Origin of the sequence: Brachybacterium sp. p3-SID1565 (assembly GCF_025143785.1) — a bacterium.
Lineage (GTDB): Bacteria > Actinomycetota > Actinomycetes > Actinomycetales > Dermabacteraceae > Brachybacterium > Brachybacterium epidermidis.
In genome coordinates, this window is the sequence record NZ_JAMBDS010000019.1 from 1 (window position 1) to 19,921 (window position 19,921).

Here is a 19,921-nt window from a genome sequence, read left to right on the forward strand (position 1 = left end):
GGGCCATGGACGGCAGCGGCTCCAGCCTGCCCACCAGGGACGCGAGCACACCCGCCTCCGCCATCGCCGCCTCGATCGAGACGGCGCGCCGCTCGAACGGCGCTGCGCCCACCAGCGAGACGTGCCCCACCAGCAGAGCCTCCGAGAGGAGACTCGGCAACTGTGCTGCGCTGCGGCCGGAGAGCGTGCCGCCCGGCAGCGGGTACACCGCCTGCCGCTCCACCGGCGGGGCCCCATCCTCCGTCGCGATGGTCAGCAGCGCATCGGCCCGGGCGCGATGCTCCTCCACCGCTGTCAGGTGGTCCTCGCGCGCGGTCCCCTCGGCGCTCGCCGCGAGCACCTCGTGGACGTAGGCGGTGTACCACTCCTGCTCCTGGGCCGCCTCGATGTACTGGTGGTAGTCGCTCTCGGCACCGATCGAGGGCGGATCCTGCTGCGGGACCGCACGCGTGGGCGCGATGTCCTCCGCCGCCCGCGGCCCGGGGACCTCGCCCTGCCCGCTGGTCCGGTGCAGTCGCGCCGCCGCCCACGTGGTGTGGGCGCCGAGTGCGCACACGGGGCGGGCCAGGGATCCGGAGACCTGACGAGCCGCGTCCACGCACAGCTCCCTCAGCTCCACCAGCAGTGCGATCAGACCCGCCAGGTCGGTGGCCGTGGCGGTGGGAGCGGGCGCTGTAGTGGCGTGGGGATCCGGGTCCTCCGCCTGCTCCGACTCCCGCTCGGCCTGTGCGCCGGTCAGCAGCGCCTCGCGCTGCACCGGCAGTGCGCGGGACAGCGCCGCCAGGGCATCGGTGACCCCGACGTCCGGGGGCACCGGGGCCGGCTCGCCACCTCCGTCGCTCGCGCCGGTCCCGGCCCCGGCCCGATCCCGCAGCGCCTCCGTCGAGGCGACCGTGCGGTCCAGCAGCGCGAGCAGGTCGACCCGGTACAGGTCATCGATGCCGGGCGGGGGAGGCGTGTACTCGGCTGGGCCTCCCACGCGCACGGGACCGCAGGCCGTGATCCCCAGGACGCTCCCTGCTGCCAGCGCGAACACCGTGCGCCGACTCATCGCTGGAAAGGGGCGAGAGGCGGCGGAGGCAGGACGGGACGTGTTGGGCACCAGCTGATTCTCGCATCGAGCCCGCCAGTCACGCCTGAGGGCCGCAGCACAGGGGCCGCGAGGGAGCGGAACCCGGCCCGGCGCACTATCCTGGATCGTGCCCACCCCGGCCACCGGCGGTGGGGACTGACAATCGAGCCGCGGCCGTGGTGTGCGTGGAGGAGGGGGATCGAGCGATGAGCACGTCCGAGGAGCACTCCGCACTGCGGCAGGCCGCCACCGAGGTCCTGGAGCGCTTCGATCTCGTGCTGGAGGACCTGGTGGTACGGCCCCGCAGCGGCACCACCCAGGTGCGCCTGGTGGTGGACCTGCCCGAGGACCGCACCGGCAGCGCCGATCTCGACACCGTGGCCGAGGCCTCCAGCGCCCTCAGCGAGCTGATCGACGCCGACGGCTCCCTGATCGGATCAGGACCGTCCGTGCTCGAGGTCACCACCCCCGGCGTGGACCGGGCCCTCACCACCGCACGTCACTTCCGCCGCGCCCGCGGCAGGCTGGTCCTGCTGCGCACCGCCGACGGCACGGAGCATCGAGCCCGGGTGCTCGCCGTGCGGGAGCAGAGCTCCGCTTCCGCGCCGAGCTCCGGCACCGCTGAGGGCGAGCCCGTGATCGTGCTGCGTCCCGAGCCCGGCACCGACGACCGTGGCCGCCCGCGCCGGCTGCCCGCGGGCACGCCCGCACAGCTGCTGATCCCCCTGGCCGAGGTGGCCTCCGCCCGGGTGCAGATCGAGTTCGACCCACCGGCGGACCTCGACCAGCTGATCGCGGAGGCCGACACGATCACCACCGGCTCGGAGGGCGTCGACGAGGTCGACGTCGATCCGGCCGCCGCACCGAAGGAGAGCTGAGATGGACATCGACATGGGCGCCCTGCGCGCGCTCGAACGTGAGAGGGACATCCGCCTGCCCGTCCTGCTGGACGCGATCCGCCAGGCGCTGCACGCCGCCTACATGCACACCGACCACCCGGTGCGCACCTCCGAGGTGGTCATCGAAGAGAAGACCGGCCAGGTCTCGGTGATCGCCCGGGAGTTCGCCGAGGACGGCACCGTGGTCGAGGAATGGGACGACACCCCGGAGAACTTCGGTCGCGTCGCCGCCTCGACCGCCCGCCAGGTGATCTTCCAGCGCATCCGCGACCTCGAGGACGAAGCGGTGCTGGGGGAGTTCGCCGATCGCACCGAGGACATTGTCTCCGGAATCATCCAGCAGGGCCGGGACCCGCGCATGGTGATGGTGGACCTGGGCGACGTCGAAGCGGTCCTGCCCCCGCACGAGCGGGTGCCCGGTGAGGAGTACCCCCATGGCAGGCGGCTGCGCGCGTACGTGATCGAGGCGCGCCGCGGCCCGAAGGGTCCGCAGATCACGCTGTCCCGCTCCCACCCCAACCTGGTGCGGCGCCTGTTCGCCCTGGAGGTGCCCGAGGTCGCCGACGGCACCGTCGAGATCGCGGGCCTGGCCCGGGAGGCCGGCCACCGCACCAAGATGGCGGTGCACGCCGCGGTCCCGGGCGTCAACGCCAAGGGCGCCTGCATCGGACCCATGGGCGCCCGGGTGCGCGCGGTGATGAACGAGCTGGGCGGCGAGAAGATCGACATCGTCGACTTCGACGAGGATCCGGTTGCCTATGTGGCCAACGCCCTCTCGCCCGCCCGTGTGACCTCCGTGACCGTGGTGGACGAGGTGGGCAGGGAGGTACGTGCCCTGGTGCCGGAGAACCAGTTCTCCCTCGCCATCGGCAAGGACGGCCAGAACGCCCGCCTCGCCGCGAAGCTCACCGGTTGGAAGATCGACATCGGCCCCGACTCCTCGGGCGCGGCCTGATCCCGGACGCTCGCGCCTGCCCGTGTGGGACGGGGCGCACCCGCCGGGCACCGCCGACTGTGTCCCACACCTCCCCGGTGAGGTCGCGCCGGAGCCCTTCCGCTACACTGGAGAGGCTGTTCAGCCGGTGGTGGCACAGCGGGGGTCCGTCCCGGGTCGCCGTGATGGCATCGCCGGTCGTGCTCGGAACGGAGGTGGAGTCGAGGTGGCCCACCCCGCCCCCCGCCGCCCCGAGCGCACCTGCGTGGGCTGCCGTCAGGTCGCCCCGCGCGATCAGCTGGTGCGTCTGGTCCGGGAGCCCGCTCCCGACGGCGCCACCCCTCGCGTCCGGGTCGACCCCCGTCGGTCGGCCCCCGGTCGCGGAGCGTGGCTCCACCCCGACGCGTCGTGCCTCGACCTCGCCCTGCGGCGAGGCGGCCTGCCCCGGTCCTTCCGGGGTGCGGTCGACACCGGGCTGCTGGCCCGGGACCTCGAGGATCCCGATCCCACCCTTCAGTGGAAAAGGTAGAAGAACCCATGGACATCCGATGAGTACTCGATCATGAGCACCCTCAGGAGTTAATGGTCCGCGCCCTCTTGTCGGCCGGACCGAGACAGGAGAAATGTGGCTAAGGTCCGCGTCCACGAGCTCGCCAAGGAGCTCGGACAGCCGAGCAAGGTCGTTCTGCAGAAGCTGCAGGACATGGGCGAGTTCGTCCGTTCCGCCTCGTCGACCATCGAGGCCCCCGTCGCCCGCCGACTGCGCAGTGAGTTCCCTGCCGCCTCCGGTGACGACGCCCCCGCCAAGAGCGCCGGCGCCCCCAAGCCGGGCGGCGCCCCCAAGCCGGGAGCCAAGGCGCCCGCCAAGCCCGGGCAGAAGCCCGGTCCGGCCGCGGGCAAGCCCGCTGCGTCGGAGCCGACCGAGAAGAAGCCGGTCCCCGCGCCCGGCGACTCGGCCCCCGCGTCCGAGGCACCGGCCAAGCCGGGTCCCGCCGCTCCCGCGAAGAAGCCCTCGGCCCCCGCGCCCGGGGCCGATGCCGATCAGCAGCGCCCGGCGGACTCCGACTCCACCTCCGCCGCGCCGAAGCCCGGTGGCCAGCGCCCTGCGGCTCCCAAGCCAGGCGGTGAGCGCCCCGCTCCGCGCCCCGGCGGCGCCCGCCCCGGCAACAACCCCTTCGCGTCCTCGCAGGGCATGCCCCGTCCCGGTGGCCGCGGCCAGCAGGGCGGGCGTCCGTCGCGCGACGGCGCACCCCGCCCCGGCGGACCGCGCCCCGGTGGCCCCCGCCCGGGCAACAACCCCTTCGCGTCCTCGCAGGGCATGCCGCGTCCCGGCGGCCCGCGCCCGCAGCAGCGCGGCGAGCTGGGCGGCCGTCCTCAGCGTGAGGGAGCTCCCCGTCCGGGCGGCCCCCGTCCCGCCGGCCGCCCCGGCATGCCCACCCCCGGCATCATGCGCCAGCACTCCCACGGCGGTCTGGCCGATGCACGTCCCTCCGACGGCGGCGGTCGCGGTGGCCGCGGCGGCCGCCCCGGCGGCGGTCCCGGCGCACGTCCGGGAGGCGGCCCCGGTGGCGGTCCCCGCGGTGGCCGCGGTGGTCGCGGTGCCACGCAGGGCGCCTTCGGACGCGGCGGCAAGCCGGCTCGCTCCCGCAAGTCCAAGCGCGCCAAGCGCCAGGAGTTCGAGCAGATGCAGGCGCCCGCACCGGGCGGCGTGCAGATCCCGCGCGGTGACGGCTCCACCCCGATCCGCCTGCGTCGCGGCGCGTCCCTGACGGACTTCGCCGATCGCATCGACGTCAACCCCGCCTCGCTCATCACCGTGCTGTTCGCGATGGGAGAGATGGCCACGGCCACCCAGTCCCTGGACGAGGACACCTTCCACCTGCTGGGGGAGGAGCTCGGCTACAAGATCGAGATCGTCTCCCCGGAGGACGAGGAGCGCGAGCTGCTCGAGCAGTTCGACATCGACCTCGATGCCGAGCTGGAGGACGAGGACGACGAGGATCGTCTGCCCCGCCCGCCGGTGGTGACCGTGATGGGTCACGTCGACCACGGCAAGACCCGCCTGCTGGACACCATTCGCTCCTCCAAGGTGCACATGGGCGAGGCCGGTGGCATCACCCAGCACATCGGCGCCTACCAGGTGCAGGTGGAGCACGAGGACCAGGACCGGGCGATCACCTTCATCGACACCCCGGGCCACGAGGCGTTCACCGCCATGCGTGCCCGCGGTGCCGAGGTCACCGACATCGCGATCCTGGTGGTCGCGGCGGATGACGGCGTGATGCCGCAGACCATCGAGGCGCTCAACCACGCCCAGGCAGCGGACGTCCCGATCGTGGTGGCGGTCAACAAGATCGACAAGCCCGAGGCGAACCCGCAGAAGATCCGCCAGCAGCTGACCGAGTACAACCTGATCGCCGAGGAATACGGCGGCGACACGATGTTCGTGGACGTCTCGGCCCGCGAGAACCAGAACATCGACGCGCTGCTGGAGGCCGTGCTGCTGACCGCGGACGCCGCCCTGGACCTTCGCGCCAACCCCGACAAGGATGCGCGTGGCGTGTCCATCGAGGCGAACCTGGACCGCGGTCGGGGCCCCGTGGCCACCGTGCTGGTGCAGCAGGGCACCCTGCGCGTGGGCGATGCGATCGTCTGCGGCACCGGCCACGGCCGCGTCCGTGCCATGCTCGACGAGAACGGCGCCAACATCGAGGAGGCCGGGCCCTCACGGCCCGTGCAGGTGCTGGGCCTGACCTCGGTGCCCGGCGCCGGTGACTCCTTCCTGGTCGCCCAGGACGAGCGCACCGCCCGCCAGATCGCCGAGAAGCGCGAGGCGGCCAAGCGCGCCGCGGCCCTGTCCAAGGCCCGCAAGCGCATCAGCCTCGAGGACATCACCAAGTCGATGGCCGAGGGCAAGGTGGAGACCCTCAACCTCATCCTCAAGGGCGACGCCGCCGGCTCCGTCGAGGCGCTGGAGGAGTCCCTGCTGGGCATCGACGTGGGCGATGAGGTGCAGCTGCGCATCATCGACCGCGGCGTCGGCGCCATCACGATGAACAACATCAACCTGGCCGTCGCCTCGGACGCCGTGATCATCGGCTTCAACGTGCGCGCCGAGGGCCAGAACGCCGAGTACGCCGACCGCGAGGGCGTGGAGATCAAGTACTACTCGGTCATCTACCGCGCCATCGAGGAGGTCGAGCAGGCCCTCACCGGCATGCTCAAGCCGGAGTACGAGGAGGTCGAGCTGGGCTCGGCGGAGATCCGCGAGATCTTCCGCTCCTCCAAGTTCGGCAACATCGCCGGCTCCATCGTGCGTGGCGGCCTCATCAAGCGCGGCGGCAAGGCCCGCATCACGCGCGACGGGGTGGTCATCACCGAGAACCTCGAGATCGCGGGACTGCGTCGCTTCAAGGACGACGTCACCGAGGTGCGCGAGGGCTACGAGTGCGGCATCAACCTGGGCTCGTTCAACGACCTCCAGGTCGGTGACGTGATCACCACCTACGAGATGCAGGAGAAGCCCCGCAGCTGATCCGAGGACGGCCGGGCACCCGCGCGGTGCCCGGCCGCTCCCCGTCGGGAGGTGAGTCGCGATGACCAGCACGGTGACGGTGCTGCGCGCCCCGTCGGCCAATCGCGTCTACGCGTCCCGCTCCGGCGACCTGGCCGTCGCGGAGGCCCGCTGGGTGCTCGGTGCCCACCTGGGCCGGTCCATCGACGTGTACGAGCACACGGTGGGCGGCATGGACGCCCTGCGGATCGAGGGCGCGGACCTGGGTGAGGGTCCCGCCCTGCAGCTGCTTGGATCGCTGTCCTCCACCCTGGGGGTTCTCGAGTCCGTCCCGGAGGCCCCCGGACAGGCGGGGCCCCTGCTGCGTCCTGTGGAGCTGCCGGTGCCGCTGCGCCACCCCGACGATCTCGAGACCGTCCTGAAGTACCCGGGCAAGACGAACGAGCAGTTCACCGCGCTGCTGGTGAACCTGGCGTGCGCGCTGTCCACCCGCCGCAGCAGCCTGGCGGACGGCAGCCTCACCCTCCTGGACCCCCTGTGCGGCCGCGGCACCACCGTGAACCGCGCCCTGCGCCTGGGGCTCAGCCCCCTCGGCGCCGAGATCGACCGCAAGGACGTCGAGGCCTACCGCGCGTTCCTGAGCACGTGGCTGCGCACCCACCGCTACAAGCACACCGTCACCGAGGGTCGCCTCACCCTGCGCGGCAGGCAGTTGGGCACTCGCATCGACGCGGAGCTGGCCCCCGACAAGCAGACGCAGCGGGAGGGGCGCGGCCAGCGCCTGACCGTGTACGGCTGCGACACCCGCGAGCTGCCCTACCTGCTGCCCGCCCGCAGCGTCGACGCCATCGTCGGGGACCTGCCCTACGGCATCCAGCACGGAGGGCGCTCCTCCGCCGGCTGGCAGCGCTCCCCGCTCGACTTCCTCACCGAGGCCGCCCCTGGCTGGCGGTCCCTGCTGCGCGACGGCGGCGGGATGGCCCTGGCCATCAACCGCCGCACCCTGTCCCACGCGGAGGCGCGCGCGGCCCTCGCCGGGGCGGGGCTGCGCGTCATCAGCGCGGACGGCGCCTTCCGGCACCGCGTGGACCAGTCCATCGACCGCGACGTGCTGCTCGCGGTCCCCCACGACCACCCCCAGTCCGATCAGCTCGCCGCTGTCGGCACCGATGAGAGGACCTCCTGACATGAGCGACAACCCCCGCGCCCTGCGCCTGGCCGACCGCATCAAGGAGATCGTGGCCACCACGATCGACAAGCGGATCAAGGACCCCCGCCTGGGCTTCGTGACCATCACCGACGTGCGCGTGAGCGGAGACCTCCAGCACGCCACCGTGTTCTACACCGTCTTCGGTGACGACGAGGACCGTGCCGGCACGGCAGCGGGCCTCGCCAGCGCCACCGGCATCCTGCGCCGCGAGGTGGGCAAGCAGACCGGCGTGCGCCTGACCCCGACCCTCGAGTTCGTCCCCGACGCGATCCCCGACAGCGCCCGCGCCATCGAGGAGCTGCTGGCCGAGGCCCGCACCCGCGACGCCGCGCTGCTGAAGGCCAAGGAGGGCGCCACCTACGCCGGGGAGGCGGATCCGTACCGCACGCCCCGCGACCTCGAGGCGGAGGAGGATTCCGAGGTCGAGGAGCACGACGAGGACCGTGAGGACGGCGCGGACTTTTCGCGTCCGTGACCGCCCGCACGCCGATGAGCCCCATCCGTGGGGGCGATCCCGCACCCACGGGCGCACCCCACGGCGTCCTGCTGGTCGACAAGGCCCCCGACCGCACCAGCCATGACGTCGTCGCACGCGTGCGCTGGCTGCTGGGCACGAAGAAGGTGGGACACGCCGGCACGCTCGACCCCATGGCCACCGGCCTGCTGGTGCTCGGCGTGGGCCAGGGCACCCGGCTGCTCACCCACCTGGTGGGCCTGGACAAGACCTACCTGGCCACCATCCGGCTGGGACGCGCCACCACCACCGATGATCGCGAGGGCGAACCGCTCGGGGAGCAGCACGACGCCTCCGGCATCGACCCCGACGCCCTGGAGCGGACGCTGCTGGCGCTGCGCGGGAACATCCAGCAGGTGCCCTCCACCGTCAGCGCGATCAAGGTGGACGGCAAGCGCGCCTATGCCCGTGCCCGCGCCGGGGAGGACGTCGAACTGGCTGCCCGGCCCGTGCGGATCGACCGCTTCGAGATCACCGGCCGCCGCGCCGACGGCCCCCACCTGGACCTCGATGCCGTGGTCACGTGCTCCTCGGGCACCTACGTGCGCGCACTGGCCCGCGACCTCGGTGCCGCCCTCGGCACCGGTGGCCACCTCACCGCGCTGCGGCGCATCGCGGTGGGACCCTTCGACGTGGACCATGCGGTCCATGTCCCGGGCCGCGGAGAAGGGGACGATGTCGAGCTGCCGCTGCGCGGGCTGGGGGAGACGGCCTCCCAGGTGCTGCCCACCGTGACGGTGGACGAGTCGAAGGCGCGGCTGCTCGCCGACGGCCGCCGGATCGATCGGGAGACCGACCGCGGAGGGGAGCAGATGCGCACGGCGGCCCTGGACGGGGACGGGCGTCTGTGCGCCATCATCCGCGCCGACGGGAACGGTTGGAAGCCCGAGCTGGTCATCCCGCTCGAGGCGCGCACCTGAGCGAGCCGGCTGCCGTCCCACCGACGAGAAGAACGGGCCCGTAACGCAGGATCCTGCGGTACGGGCCCGTCCCTCTGCTGGACTCGCCGGGCTGTGCCGGCGGCCGGCCCAGCCTCAGCTCCGGATCAGTAGTGGACCTCCACGCGGGTGCCGATCGAGGCCCAGTCGTACAGCCACTTCGCCTCGGACACCGGCATGTTGATGCAGCCGTGGGACCCGGAGTACCCGAAAGAGGAGCGCCACGGGGCACCGTGGAAGCCGTACCCGTTGTGGAAGTACTGCACCCACGGGACGTCCGGGGTGTAGTAGTACTTCGGGTGGCCCTCGGGGTAGTAGTTCGCGTTGGTCATGTCCTGGCGGTCGTAGCGCAGGTAGATCTCGAAGGAACCGGTGACGGTCTCGTAGCCCTCCTTGCCGTCCACCATCGAGCGGGGGCCCCACACCGGGGTCTCACCCACGTAGGCGGTGACCGTCTTGGCGCTGAGGTCGACGTCGATCCACTTCTCACCGGTGGGAGCGGGTGCCTTCTCCTCCTGCGCCTTCCCGTCGTCCTCGGACTTCTCTTCCTCGGACTTCTCCTCCTCGGACTCCTCCTCGGGGGCCTTGACCTGCTCGACCTCGGCCTCGACCGTCTTGGTCTCGAAGGCGATCTCGAGGGGGCTGGAGCCCTTCAGGGAGGCGATCAGCTCATCGGCCACGGCGTCCACGTTGGTGAACTCCAGTCCGTCGCGCTTCTCGGCGACCACCTTGACGACCTTGCCGTCGGAGTCGACCTGCTCGATGCCGTCCTTGGGCTTGACGGAGTCCTTGTCGGCGCGGGCCGCGACCCACTCGCGCACGCCCTCCTCGTCCACGGAGAGCACCAGCTGCTCGCCGGTCTCGTCCGGGGCGACGGACAGCCAGGAGTTGCGGCGCTCGGCGGAGACCTCGTAGGTCTTGCCCTCGGGACCGGAGATCGACATCGGCTGCTCGAGAACGGCGGCGATGGTGCCGACCACGCCCTCGGCCTCCTCGGTGGTGATCGCCGGAGCGATCTCCTCGATGGGCTGATCCACGGAGAAGGACTCCAGCTCCGGGGCCTTCTGGGTGACGGTCTTCACCATCACCTGCGGGTCCACGCCCTGACCACTCTGGCCGGGGACAGCGTTCCAGGTCTGGGCGTCCTCGTCGAAGACCACCTGGGCGTCCACCGGCTCGGTGCGGTCCGCGGGCACCAGGCCCTTGGCGTAGGAGGCCACCGCGGCCTCGTCCACCGAGACGACGGGTTCGACGACGTGCTCGCCGCTCCAGGTGGCGCGCAGGATGTCCATGAAGGAGTCCTCGCGGGCCACGGCGGCCTGGCCGGTGGCCTGGGCGTCCACGGTGACGCCGAGATCGGCGAGGGACGCCTCGTGCTCGGTGCCGTCCGCGGTGATGGTGACGGTGACGTCCTCACCGCGCTCGGCGATCAGCTGGGAGATCTCCTCCGGGCTCTTGCCCGAGACGTCCTGCCCGAGCACAGTGGTGCCGGGCAGGGCCTTGCCGTCGAACTGCTTGGCATAGGCCATGGCCCCGCCGGTCAGCAGCACGGCGATGACGCCGATGATGGCCAGCACGACCAGGGCGAGGCGCTTCCGGCCGCGGTCGGCCGGCACGGGACCGCCGGTCGCGGCGGTGTCGGTCACGTTCGTCATGGTTGTCGTTCCGTTCTCGGCGGCCGTCTGGCTGCCCCCGCTGTCGAACGCGGGAGGGCACAGGGGTCCCTCCCCGGCACCGCCTTCCGGACCACGATACTGGAGCGCGTCGCTGTGCCACAGGGTGCGGCGCGTCGAGCTTCGTCACAGACCGCCGGGAGCGCACGGCCTGCGCGTGTGCCGGAGCGACGACGGCCGGCTCGGGGTGGCACCGGACGGGCCGCTACAGTGTTCCCGTCGCGATAGGGCCCCGGCCCGGTCCCGGCCCCCGTCGTCCCCGTCCGTGGGTGCCCCCGCGCCCGAGCAGAAGAAGGACCCAGCCGCCTGTGACCCGCAGCCCCATCTGGCATTCCCTGAGCGAGGTGCCCGCCGAGCTCGGCGCCACGGCGGTGTCGATCGGCAACTACGACGGTGTGCATCGCGGTCACCGACACGTGCTGTCCCAGCTGATCCACCATGCCCGTTCACGCGCCCTGACCCCGGTCGCGCTCACGTTCTGGCCCCATCCGCGCCATGTCATGCGAGGGGTGGCCGAGCCCCCGCTGATCACGGGGCACGAGGACCGGGACCGCCTGCTGCTGCTGGCTGGAGTGGGTGGAGTGCTGGACCTCGAGTTCACCCGGGAGTTCGCCCAGCACGAGGCCGAGGAGTTCGTGCGCATCTTCCTGGTGGAGGGCCTGGGCGCACGCTGCGTGGTCCTCGGCGAGGATGCGCTGTTCGGCCGGGCCAACGCCGGCACCATCGAGACCATGAGGGAGCTGGGGGAGCAGTACGGCTTCGAGGTGGTGACCGTCTCCGACCTCGGCCCGGAGGGACAGGGCAGCGGGCGCATCTCCTCCTCCGCCATCCGCGAGGCACTGCTGGGCGGCGACGTCGAGGAGGCCGCCGTGATGCTGGGCCGCCGGCACACCGTGGCCGACGTGGTCCACCACGGGCACCGCCGCGGCCGCGAGATGGGCTTCCCCACCGCCAACCTGGGACCGGCCCCGCAGGGCCTCGTCCCCGCGGACGGCGTGTACGCCGGGTTCCTCACCGTCATCGAGCAGCACCCGGGCCACCTCGGCACCCCTGCACTGGCGGGAGCCCCGGCGACGATCTCCATCGGCACCAACCCCACCTTCACCGCCCAGGGCGTCCCGCAGCGCACCGTCGAGGCGTACGTCCACGACGACCACACGCTGGACCTGTACGGCGACACGGTGCGGCTGGAGTTCGTGGACTATCAGCGTCCCACCCTGAAGTTCGACGGGATCGACGACCTGGTGGAGCAGATGCACCGGGACGTCGAGGTGACGCGTCGCACTCTGGACACCTCTTCCGTGTCCGAGCCGCCGGCCGACTGATAACCTGTCCGGGCCGTCCATTCGGCCGCGGAGAGCGCACCCGCCCCCACCCCGGCACCCCTCAGTGCCACCGGGACGGGGATCACGCTCGCAGAGAGAGCCCGGGAGAACATGCCCCGGTGCGCCGCGCACTCGACCCCCGGAGAACCATGGCCTTCGACACCGCCACCAAGCAGGAGATCATCAAGGAGTACGGCACCAGCGAGGGCGACACCGGTTCGCCCGAGGTCCAGATCGCTCTGCTGTCCCACCGCATCACGTACCTGACCGAGCACCTCAAGACCCACAAGCACGATCATCACTCGCGCCGCGGCCTGATGCTGCTGGTCGGCCAGCGCAAGCGCCTCCTGCAGTACCTGCAGGACGTCGACATCGAGCGGTACCGTGCGCTGATCCAGCGCCTCGGCCTGCGCCGGTGACCCTCTCCGCCGCTCGTCCCTCCGGGGCGGGCGGCGGCTGTCTGTGTTCACCCCGGTGAACCACCCGCCGTCCGGGAGGGCGGCACCTGAACCCCGCCCCGCCCAGGTTCGGTCCTCGGCAGTGGCGTTCGGTCCCCACCAGGGAACCGCGCGTGATTGACGAAGGCCGCACCGGCAGGGGCACCCCTATCCAAGGAGATACCCCATGGCCATGGAAGGCCCTGACATCACCGCGACCACCGCGGTCATCGACAATGGCTCGTTCGGCCGCCGCGAGGTGCGCTTCGAGACCGGCCGTCTCGCCCAGCAGGCCGCCGGCGCGGTCAGCGTGTACCTCGACGACGACACGATGGTCTTCTCGGCCACCGCCGTCTCGAACCGACCCAAGGACCAGTTCGACTTCTTCCCGCTCACGGTGGACGTCGAGGAGCGGATGTACGCCGCCGGTCGCATCCCCGGCTCGTTCTTCCGCCGCGAGGGCCGTCCCAGCACGGACGCCATCCTCGCCGCCCGCCTCACCGACCGTCCGCTGCGCCCCGCCTTCGTCAAGGGCCTGCGCAACGAGGTCCAGGTCGTCCTGACCGTGATGGCCGCCAACCCCGATGATGCCTACGACGTCATCGGCATCAATGGCGCCTCCGCCTCCACCCAGATCTCCGGCCTGCCGTTCTCCGGCCCGATCGGCGGCGTGCGCATCGCCCTGATGCCCACCGCCGAGGGCGGCCAGTGGGTCGCGTTCCCCACCTACTCCCAGCTCGAGGAGGCCGTGTTCTCCATGGTCGTCGCCGGGCGCATGGTCGGCGAGGGCGAGAGCTCCGACGTCGCCGTGATGATGGTCGAGGCCGAGGCCACCGACAACTCCTGGGACCTGATCAAGAACCAGGGCGCCATCGCCCCCACCGAGGAGGTCGTGGCCGAGGGCCTCGAGGCTGCCAAGGTGTTCATCCGCACCCTGTGCCAGGCCCAGTCCGAGATGGCCGCCAAGGCCGCCAAGCCGGTGCGCGAGTTCCCGCTGTTCCTGGACCACCAGGAGGACGCCTACGGGATCGTGGAGCAGGCCGCTGCCGATCGCCTGCGCGAGGTCATGTCCATCGCAGGCAAGCAGGAGCGCGAGGAGCGCACCGAGGAGCTGCTGGCCCAGATCACCGAGGAGCTCGGCGGCGAGGGCAACCAGCTCGAGGGCCGCGAGAAGGAGATCACCGGGGCCTACCGTGCGCTGACCAAGAAGGTCGTGCGCCAGAAGGTCCTCACCGACGGCGTGCGCATCGACGGCCGTGGCCTGCGGGACATCCGCGCCCTCTCGGCCGAGGTCGAGGTGCTGCCCCGCGTCCACGGCTCGGCCCTGTTCCAGCGCGGCGAGACCCAGATCCTGGGTGTCACCACGCTGAACATGCTCAAGATGGAGCAGCAGATCGACTCGCTGTCGCCGAACGACCGCAAGCGCTACCTGCACCACTACAACTTCCCGCCCTACTCCACCGGTGAGACCGGTCGCGTGGGCTCCCCGAAGCGCCGCGAGATCGGCCACGGCATGCTCGCCGAGCGCGCCCTGGTGCCCGTGCTGCCGGGCCGCGAGGAGTTCCCCTACGCGATCCGTCAGGTCTCCGAGGCGCTGGGCTCCAACGGCTCCACCTCGATGGGATCCGTGTGCGCCTCCACCCTGTCCCTGCTGAACGCCGGAGTGCCGCTGCGCGCCCCGGTGGCCGGCATCGCCATGGGCCTCATCTCCGACACCGTCGAGGGCGAGACCCGCTACGCGGCCCTCACCGACATCCTCGGTGCCGAGGACGCCTTCGGCGACATGGACTTCAAGGTGGCCGGCACCCCCGAGTTCATCACCGCGATCCAGCTGGACACCAAGCTCGACGGCATTCCCGCCTCGGTGCTGGCCTCCGCACTGGCCCAGGCTCGCGAGGCGCGCCTGGCGATCCTGTCGGTGATGAACGAGGCCATCGACACCCCCGACGAGATGAGCCCGCACGCCCCGCGCGTGCTCGCGGTGACCATCCCCGTCGACAAGATCGGCGCGGTCATCGGCCCCAAGGGCCAGATGATCAACCAGATCCAGGACGACACCGGGGCCGACATCACCATCGAGGACGACGGCACCGTGTACATCGGCGCCACCGACGGCCCCTCCGCGGAGGCCGCCCGCAGCGCGATCAACGCGATCGCCAACCCGATGGTGCCCGAGGTCGGCGAGCGCTACCTCGGCACCGTGGTGCGCGTGGTCGACTTCGGTGCCTTCGTGTCGCTGACCCCCGGCAAGGACGGCCTGCTGCACGTCACCCAGCTGCGCAAGCTGAACGGCGGCAAGCGCGTGGAGAGCGTCGAGGACGTCGTCAAGGTGGGCCAGAAGGTCGAGGTGGAGATCCGCGAGGTCGACGCCCGCGGCAAGATCTCCCTGGCCGTCCCGGAGGACGACAAGGCCGAGGAGAAGAGCACCGACACGTCCGGTGCCCCCGTCGAGTCCGCCGAGAACCTCGAGCGCGAGGCGACCACCGCCGAGTGAGCTGAGCGTGATGCTCTGAGATGAGCACCCGAGTCGGGTCGCGAGCTCAGGCCACCGGATGCCCTGGTTCCGATTCCACTGCGAATCGGAACCAGGGCATCCGTGCATGGTGGCCCGGCACTTCGCCCACCGCGCAGGGGAGAACTGCCCATCGCGGGGATCCGTCGTCCGCAGTGGCCTGTGTTCCCACGGTCGCCACGGGCCTGCGGGGAACGAAGGGGATGTCGAGATGAGTGGCATGGGAGAATCGACGGATGCCCCTGGACCTGATCTACGACGACCCTGCCTCTGACGTGGTGCTCGATGCCGCTTCCGGCGTGCGACGCACCATCCTGCCCGGCGGGGTGCGCCTGCTCACCGAGACCGACCGCAGCGTGCGCAGCGCCACCCTGGGTCTGTGGCTGCCCGTCGGCTCCCGCGACGAGAAGCCCGAGCACGCCGGCTCCACGCACGTGCTGGAGCACCTGCTGTTCAAGGGCACCCGTCGCCGCACCGCGATGCAGATCGCCTCGGCCTTCGACGAGGTGGGCGGCGACTCCAACGCCGTCACCGCGAAGGAGCACACCCTGTACTACGGCCGGGTGCGCTCGGCCGACGTCCCCATGGCCGTGGACGTGCTCACCGACATGGTCACCTCCAGCCTGCTCGAGGAGCAGGCGCTGCGCACCGAGCGGGAGGTGATCCTCGAGGAACTGGCCATGGCCGAGGACGATCCTCAGGACGTCGGCTACGAGACCTTCCTGGCCCACGTGCTGGGCCCTGAGACCGCCATCGGCCGCCCCGTGGGCGGCACCGCGCAGACCGTCACGGACCTGGACATCGAGGACGTGCGCGCCCACTACGGCGAGCACTACCGCCCCGACAACCTGGTGGTCACCGCGGTGGGCGACGTGGACCACGACCAGCTGGCCGACCTTCTGCTGGAGGGCCTGCGCCGCGGCGGCTGGGGGCTCGAGCCCGGGGCCCTCCCGCACCGCCGCTCCCGCGAGACCCACGAGACCCCCAGCGCTGCCGGCGCTGCCGGTGCCGGTGCCACCGAGGGCGCGGTCAGCGGTGAGGCCGTGGCCCGGATCGTGCCGAGGCGCCTGGCCCGCCCCACCGAGCAGAACCACATCTACCTGGGCGGCACCGGCATCACCGCGGTCGACGAGAAGCGCCATACCCTCTCGGTGCTGATGTCCATCCTGGGCGGCGGCATGTCCTCCCGGCTCTTCCAGCACGTGCGCGAGCAGCGGGGACTGGCCTACTCCGTGTACTCCTTCAGCGCCGGCTACCACGACGCCGGACTGTTCGGGCTGTACGCGGCCTGCCGTCCCTCCCGCACCGCCGAAGTGGTCGAACTGCTCGCACAGGAGCTCACCGACATGGGGGAGCGGGGCGTGGACGACGCGGAGATGCGCCGCGCCCTCGGGCAGATCACCGGCTCCTTCGCCCTGGGCCTGGAGGACACCAGCAGCCGTATGGGTCGCCTGGGCACCATCGAGCTGATGCACGGCCGCTACACGGGGATCGACGAGATCCTCGAGAAGATCTCCCGGGTGAGCGCCGCGGACGTCCAGGCCCTGGCCGCACAGCTCGCCTCCTCCTTCACCACTCGTATCGACGTGGGCCCCGAGGCCTGAGGGGCCAGGGCCCCACCAGCACAGCGCCCTTTGCGGGCAGGAAGGCACCATAGTGAACGACACCACCGCCCCCACCGACCGCCCCGCGACCGGCAGCGACGCCGGCCCCTCGATCCGAGTGGCCGTGATCGGTGCCCGCGGGCGCATGGGCTCCGAGGCCTGCCGCGCCGTCGAGCAGGCCCCCGACCTTGAGCTGGTCGCTCGTGTGGATCGCGAGGACGACCTCGCAGCGATCACCAGGACCGGCGCTCAGGTGATGGTGGACTTCTCCATCCCCGGTGCCACCAAGGACAACGTGCTGTGGGCGATCGAGAACGGTGTGCACGCCGTGGTGGGCGCCACCGGTTGGGACGAGACCTCACTGGAGGAGGTGCGCACCGCCCTGGCCCGTGCGGGCCGCGAGCAGCTCGGCGTGCTGATCGCCCCCAACTTCGCCATCGGCGCCGTGCTCGCCATGCGCTTCGCGGAGATCGCCGCGCGCTACTACGAGAGCGCCGAGGTGATCGAGATGCACCACCCCGACAAGCTCGACGCCCCCTCCGGCACCGCGAACCACACTGCCGCCGCCGTCGCCCGTGGACGCGCCGCCGGTGGCCTGGGCCCGGTGCCGGACGCCACCGAGAAGGATCCCCTGGGCGCTCGCGGGGCGGTGGTCGACGGGATCCACGTGCACGCCGTGCGCCAGCGCGGGCTGGTGGCCCACGAGGTGGTGCAGTTCGGCGGCGCCGGTGAGCAGTTCCAGCTGCGCCACGACTCCTTCGACCGGGTCAGCTTCATGCCGGGGGTGCTGGTGGGCGTGCGCGAGGTGGCCTCCCACCCGGGTCTGACCGTCGGCCTCGACGGCTACCTCGAGCTGGGCTGATGCGCCAGAAGCTGTTCGTCGCGGCGCTGCTGCTGATCACCGCGCTGTATGCCTGGGGTCTGGGATGGATCGCCGTGGGCTTCTCGCGGGCCGGGGGAGTGATCGGCTGGGGCCTGGCACTGGGTGTGGGCATCCTGCTGGTGCTCACCGTGTGGGTGACCTGGCGGGAGGTGCTGTTCGGCATGCGCGCCGGCCGCCTGAGCCGCCAGTACGCTCCCGCGGCTGTCGCCGGCGGCTCCGATGCCCGCGCCGAGTTCGAGGCCGCCAGGTCCGCGATCGAGGACCAGCCGGAGCAGGAGCGCGACTGGCGATCCTGGTTCCGCCTGGCACTGGCCTACGACGCCCTGCGCGACCGTCGCAACGCCCGCTTGTGCGTGCGCCGGGCGATCGACCTGCACCGGAGGTCCTGACCCGCACCGGTGGTCCGCGCCCGCGGCATGGTCCGGATGGGTGCTCAGCCCCAGCCCAGTGCACGCAGCGCAGCGGCAGCGGCCGCTGCGCTGATCACCACCACCAGGAACGGGGCGCGCAGAACCAGCAGCACGGCGGCCACACCCACCGCCGCGAGGCGGGCGTCGGCCACGATCGCGGCCCCGTCCGTCGCCGTCTGCACCGCGACCAGGGCCCCCAGCAGGGCGATCGGCAGCAGCCGCGTCACCCGGGCCACGCGGGGACGCTCGAGCACCTCGGAGGGCACCTGGTAGCCCAACCACTTCTGCACGAAGCTCGCCAGGGACGCCGCGATCGCCGCGATCCACAGCATGCTCATCGCTGCTCGCCCTCCGTACGCCCCCGCGAGGGCCATAGACCGGCCACCACCGCGACCATCGCCGCCGCCAGCACCGGAAGTCCCGAGGGCAGCACCGGCGTGGTCAGCAGCGCGACGAAGGCGGCAGCGACGGCGATCGCGATGGTCTCCCCGCTGCGCAGCCTCGGCCACAGCAGCGCCAGGAAGGCCGCCGCCGCAGCCGCATCCAGCCCCCATGCCCCCGGATCGCTCACGAACTGGCCCACCAGTGCGCCGGCCAGGGAGAACAGGTTCCAGAACACGTAGACCCACACCCCGGCGGCCCAGAAGCCGGCCCTGGCGGCCTCGGGGGTGGTGCCCGAGGCGGAGGTCGCCGCGGATTCGTCGATCGTCAGCTGCGCACGGGCCGCCCCGCGCCACCCGCCCCGCGGCAGCACCCGGGACAGCGCGAGGCCGTACAGGGAGTTGCGCACCCCCAGCAGGATCGAGGCCAGTGCCGCCCCGATGGCGGAGCCCCCGCCCCCGATCACCCCCACGAAGGCGAACTGGCTGCCGCCGCTGAACAGCACCGCGGAGAGCACCATCGCCTGCCACAGGTCCAGGCCCGTAGCGGTGGCGAGGGCCCCGTAGGAGATGCCGTACAGCCCCGTCGCCAGGCCCACCGAGAAACCGGTGCGGCGGATCTGCCGGACTTCGTCGGGGACCGCAGTGCGGGAGGAGGGAAGCGCAGCACTCATGATGCCGGTCACCATAGATCCGTTCCGTGTCCGGTGGCGGCGCTGTCCGCGTCCGGGCCCGCCACCTCCCCGACGTCGCACCGATCCGTGTGAGAGCGTGGCCCCATGACCCACACCCCCACGGACGGCCTCCCGCTGCGCACCGGCGCCCTGCTGCTGGACATGGACGGCACCCTGATCGACTCCGGCTCCTCGGTGGAGCGGGCGTGGAACGGGCTGCTGGCCGAGCTGGGCTCCACCGAGACCTTCGGCCATGCCATGCACGGCCGCCCGGCCCGGCAGGTGCTGAGGGAGTTCTTCCCGGACATGACCGAGGCCGAGATCGCCGCGGCCCACTCCCGCATCGAACAGCTGGAGATCGCCGACGTCGACTCGATCCTCACCCTGCCCGGCACCCGCCGCATCCTCGAGCAGCTCGATGCGGCGTCCCAGCAGCTCGGTCGGCCCACCTGGACGATCGTCACCTCGTGCACCATGCCCCTGTTCGAGGCGCGCTGGGCCACCACGTCCCTGCCGGTGCCGGCGACACTGGTCACGGCCGACCAGGTGGAGCGCGGCAAGCCCGACCCGCAGCCGTACCTGCTGGGGGCCGAGCGCCTCGGGGTCGCCCCCTCGGATGCGGTCGTGGTGGAGGACTCGGTGGGCGGGCTGCGCTCCGGGCTGGATGCGGGGTGTCGCACCATGGCGATCACCTCCACCACCCCGGCGGCCGATCTCGAACCCCTTGCCCCGGTGCTGCTCACCTCCCTGGACGACCTCGAGGTCGCCGTGCAGGAGGGTGCGCTGCTGCTCTCGCGTCGCGGCGCGCAGTGACGGGGCCCACCTGACCGGGCGGTGTGCGGACGGTCGCGCCTGAGCGGCGTGGGCGCCCCCCGCTGATACGCTCGGACGGCTGATCCCGGTGCGCTCCGGGACCCCTGTCGACGCCCCGCAGCGGGCGCC

Annotated in this window: 18 protein-coding genes; 14 read left to right on the top strand and 4 right to left on the bottom strand. The window is 72.0% G+C overall.

Annotated elements, in window-relative coordinates:
* The coding region (locus tag M4D54_RS06305) for a ferritin-like domain-containing protein (protein WP_259890735.1) at nt 1-1,051 on the bottom strand (1,051 nt) is incomplete at its 3' end.
* 227 nt (nt 1,052-1,278) lie between these two features.
* Between M4D54_RS06305 and rimP the strand changes: the two genes are divergently transcribed.
* The 7 genes from rimP (at nt 1,279) to truB (ending at nt 9,063) form a co-directional block, all read left to right on the top strand.
* Nucleotides 1,279-1,950, top strand: coding sequence for a ribosome maturation factor RimP (gene rimP / locus M4D54_RS06310; RefSeq protein WP_193865390.1), 672 nt, complete (start codon nt 1,279-1,281; stop codon nt 1,948-1,950).
* Between the two features lies 1 nt (nt 1,951).
* Nucleotides 1,952-2,926, top strand: a complete 975-nt coding sequence (gene nusA / locus M4D54_RS06315; protein WP_259890737.1) for a transcription termination factor NusA — start codon at nt 1,952-1,954, stop codon at nt 2,924-2,926.
* A gap of 205 nt (nt 2,927-3,131) precedes the next feature.
* A complete protein-coding gene (locus M4D54_RS06320) occupies nt 3,132-3,434 on the top strand; it encodes a YlxR family protein (RefSeq protein ID WP_259890738.1) in 303 nt (100 codons plus the stop codon).
* A gap of 96 nt (nt 3,435-3,530) precedes the next feature.
* A complete protein-coding gene (infB, locus tag M4D54_RS06325) occupies nt 3,531-6,440 on the top strand; it encodes a translation initiation factor IF-2 (RefSeq protein ID WP_259890739.1) in 2,910 nt (969 codons plus the stop codon).
* Between the two features lie 61 nt (nt 6,441-6,501).
* A complete protein-coding gene (locus M4D54_RS06330) occupies nt 6,502-7,605 on the top strand; it encodes a TRM11 family methyltransferase (protein WP_193866077.1) in 1,104 nt (367 codons plus the stop codon).
* A gap of 1 nt (nt 7,606) precedes the next feature.
* Nucleotides 7,607-8,104 (top strand): 30S ribosome-binding factor RbfA, encoded by a 498-nt coding sequence (gene rbfA / locus M4D54_RS06335; RefSeq protein WP_193866078.1) that lies wholly within the window; start codon nt 7,607-7,609, stop codon nt 8,102-8,104.
* Between the two features lie 14 nt (nt 8,105-8,118).
* Entirely contained in the window at nt 8,119-9,063 is a 945-nt protein-coding gene (truB, locus tag M4D54_RS06340) for a tRNA pseudouridine(55) synthase TruB (RefSeq protein WP_259890744.1), read from the top strand.
* A 125-nt stretch (nt 9,064-9,188) separates the two neighbouring features.
* Here truB and M4D54_RS06345 read toward each other — a convergent pair whose 3' ends face one another.
* Complete coding sequence (locus tag M4D54_RS06345; RefSeq protein WP_193866079.1) at nt 9,189-10,736, bottom strand: L,D-transpeptidase family protein; 1,548 nt, start codon at nt 10,734-10,736, stop codon at nt 9,189-9,191.
* Nucleotides 10,737-11,062: 326 nt separating this feature from the next.
* Between M4D54_RS06345 and M4D54_RS06350 the strand changes: the two genes are divergently transcribed.
* From M4D54_RS06350 to M4D54_RS06375, 6 genes are all read left to right on the top strand, one after another.
* Nucleotides 11,063-12,079 carry a bifunctional riboflavin kinase/FAD synthetase gene (locus tag M4D54_RS06350; RefSeq protein WP_193866080.1) on the top strand — a complete coding sequence of 339 codons (1,017 nt, stop codon included), beginning with the start codon at nt 11,063-11,065 and terminating at the stop codon, nt 12,077-12,079.
* Between the two features lie 149 nt (nt 12,080-12,228).
* Complete coding sequence (rpsO, locus tag M4D54_RS06355; RefSeq protein ID WP_193866081.1) at nt 12,229-12,498, top strand: 30S ribosomal protein S15; 270 nt, start codon at nt 12,229-12,231, stop codon at nt 12,496-12,498.
* Between the two features lie 211 nt (nt 12,499-12,709).
* Nucleotides 12,710-15,010 (top strand): polyribonucleotide nucleotidyltransferase, encoded by a 2,301-nt coding sequence (locus tag M4D54_RS06360; RefSeq protein ID WP_259890745.1) that lies wholly within the window; start codon nt 12,710-12,712, stop codon nt 15,008-15,010.
* Between the two features lie 254 nt (nt 15,011-15,264).
* Nucleotides 15,265-16,632, top strand: coding sequence for a pitrilysin family protein (locus M4D54_RS06365; RefSeq protein WP_193866082.1), 1,368 nt, complete (start codon nt 15,265-15,267; stop codon nt 16,630-16,632).
* A 145-nt stretch (nt 16,633-16,777) separates the two neighbouring features.
* A complete protein-coding gene (gene dapB / locus M4D54_RS06370) occupies nt 16,778-17,494 on the top strand; it encodes a 4-hydroxy-tetrahydrodipicolinate reductase (RefSeq protein WP_228019532.1) in 717 nt (238 codons plus the stop codon).
* Nucleotides 17,494-17,904, top strand: a complete 411-nt coding sequence (locus M4D54_RS06375) for a hypothetical protein (protein WP_193866083.1) — start codon at nt 17,494-17,496, stop codon at nt 17,902-17,904. Before dapB ends, M4D54_RS06375 begins: the two co-directional genes overlap by 1 nt.
* 44 nt (nt 17,905-17,948) lie before the next feature.
* Here M4D54_RS06375 and M4D54_RS06380 read toward each other — a convergent pair whose 3' ends face one another.
* Both M4D54_RS06380 and M4D54_RS06385 read right to left on the bottom strand, forming a co-directional pair.
* Nucleotides 17,949-18,263 carry an AzlD domain-containing protein gene (locus M4D54_RS06380; protein WP_193866084.1) on the bottom strand — a complete coding sequence of 105 codons (315 nt, stop codon included), beginning with the start codon at nt 18,261-18,263 and terminating at the stop codon, nt 17,949-17,951.
* Complete coding sequence (locus tag M4D54_RS06385) at nt 18,260-18,979, bottom strand: AzlC family ABC transporter permease (protein WP_259890741.1); 720 nt, start codon at nt 18,977-18,979, stop codon at nt 18,260-18,262. The genes M4D54_RS06380 and M4D54_RS06385 overlap by 4 nt, the downstream gene beginning before the upstream one ends.
* 105 nt (nt 18,980-19,084) lie before the next feature.
* Between M4D54_RS06385 and M4D54_RS06390 the strand changes: the two genes are divergently transcribed.
* Nucleotides 19,085-19,792, top strand: a complete 708-nt coding sequence (locus M4D54_RS06390) for an HAD-IA family hydrolase (protein WP_193866086.1) — start codon at nt 19,085-19,087, stop codon at nt 19,790-19,792.
* The last annotated feature ends 129 nt before the right edge of the window (nt 19,793-19,921 follow it).

Bases quoted from the DNA above. Each gene is read 5' to 3' on its own strand.
- rimP (WP_193865390.1), top strand. From the start codon at position 1,279: ATGAGCACGTCCGAGGAGCACTCCGCACTGCGGCAGGCCGCCACCGAG.
- nusA (WP_259890737.1), top strand. From the start codon at position 1,952: ATGGACATCGACATGGGCGCCCTGCGCGCGCTCGAACGTGAGAGGGAC.
- M4D54_RS06330 (WP_193866077.1), top strand. From the start codon at position 6,502: ATGACCAGCACGGTGACGGTGCTGCGCGCCCCGTCGGCCAATCGCGTC.
- rbfA (WP_193866078.1), top strand. From the start codon at position 7,607: ATGAGCGACAACCCCCGCGCCCTGCGCCTGGCCGACCGCATCAAGGAG.
- truB (WP_259890744.1), top strand. From the start codon at position 8,119: ATGAGCCCCATCCGTGGGGGCGATCCCGCACCCACGGGCGCACCCCAC.
- M4D54_RS06345 (WP_193866079.1), bottom strand. From the start codon at position 10,736: ATGACGAACGTGACCGACACCGCCGCGACCGGCGGTCCCGTGCCGGCC.
- rpsO (WP_193866081.1), top strand. From the start codon at position 12,229: ATGGCCTTCGACACCGCCACCAAGCAGGAGATCATCAAGGAGTACGGC.
- M4D54_RS06360 (WP_259890745.1), top strand. From the start codon at position 12,710: ATGGAAGGCCCTGACATCACCGCGACCACCGCGGTCATCGACAATGGC.
- M4D54_RS06365 (WP_193866082.1), top strand. From the start codon at position 15,265: ATGCCCCTGGACCTGATCTACGACGACCCTGCCTCTGACGTGGTGCTC.
- dapB (WP_228019532.1), top strand. From the start codon at position 16,778: ATGGGCTCCGAGGCCTGCCGCGCCGTCGAGCAGGCCCCCGACCTTGAG.
- M4D54_RS06375 (WP_193866083.1), top strand. From the start codon at position 17,494: ATGCGCCAGAAGCTGTTCGTCGCGGCGCTGCTGCTGATCACCGCGCTG.
- M4D54_RS06380 (WP_193866084.1), bottom strand. From the start codon at position 18,263: ATGAGCATGCTGTGGATCGCGGCGATCGCGGCGTCCCTGGCGAGCTTC.
- M4D54_RS06385 (WP_259890741.1), bottom strand. From the start codon at position 18,979: ATGAGTGCTGCGCTTCCCTCCTCCCGCACTGCGGTCCCCGACGAAGTC.
- M4D54_RS06390 (WP_193866086.1), top strand. From the start codon at position 19,085: ATGACCCACACCCCCACGGACGGCCTCCCGCTGCGCACCGGCGCCCTG.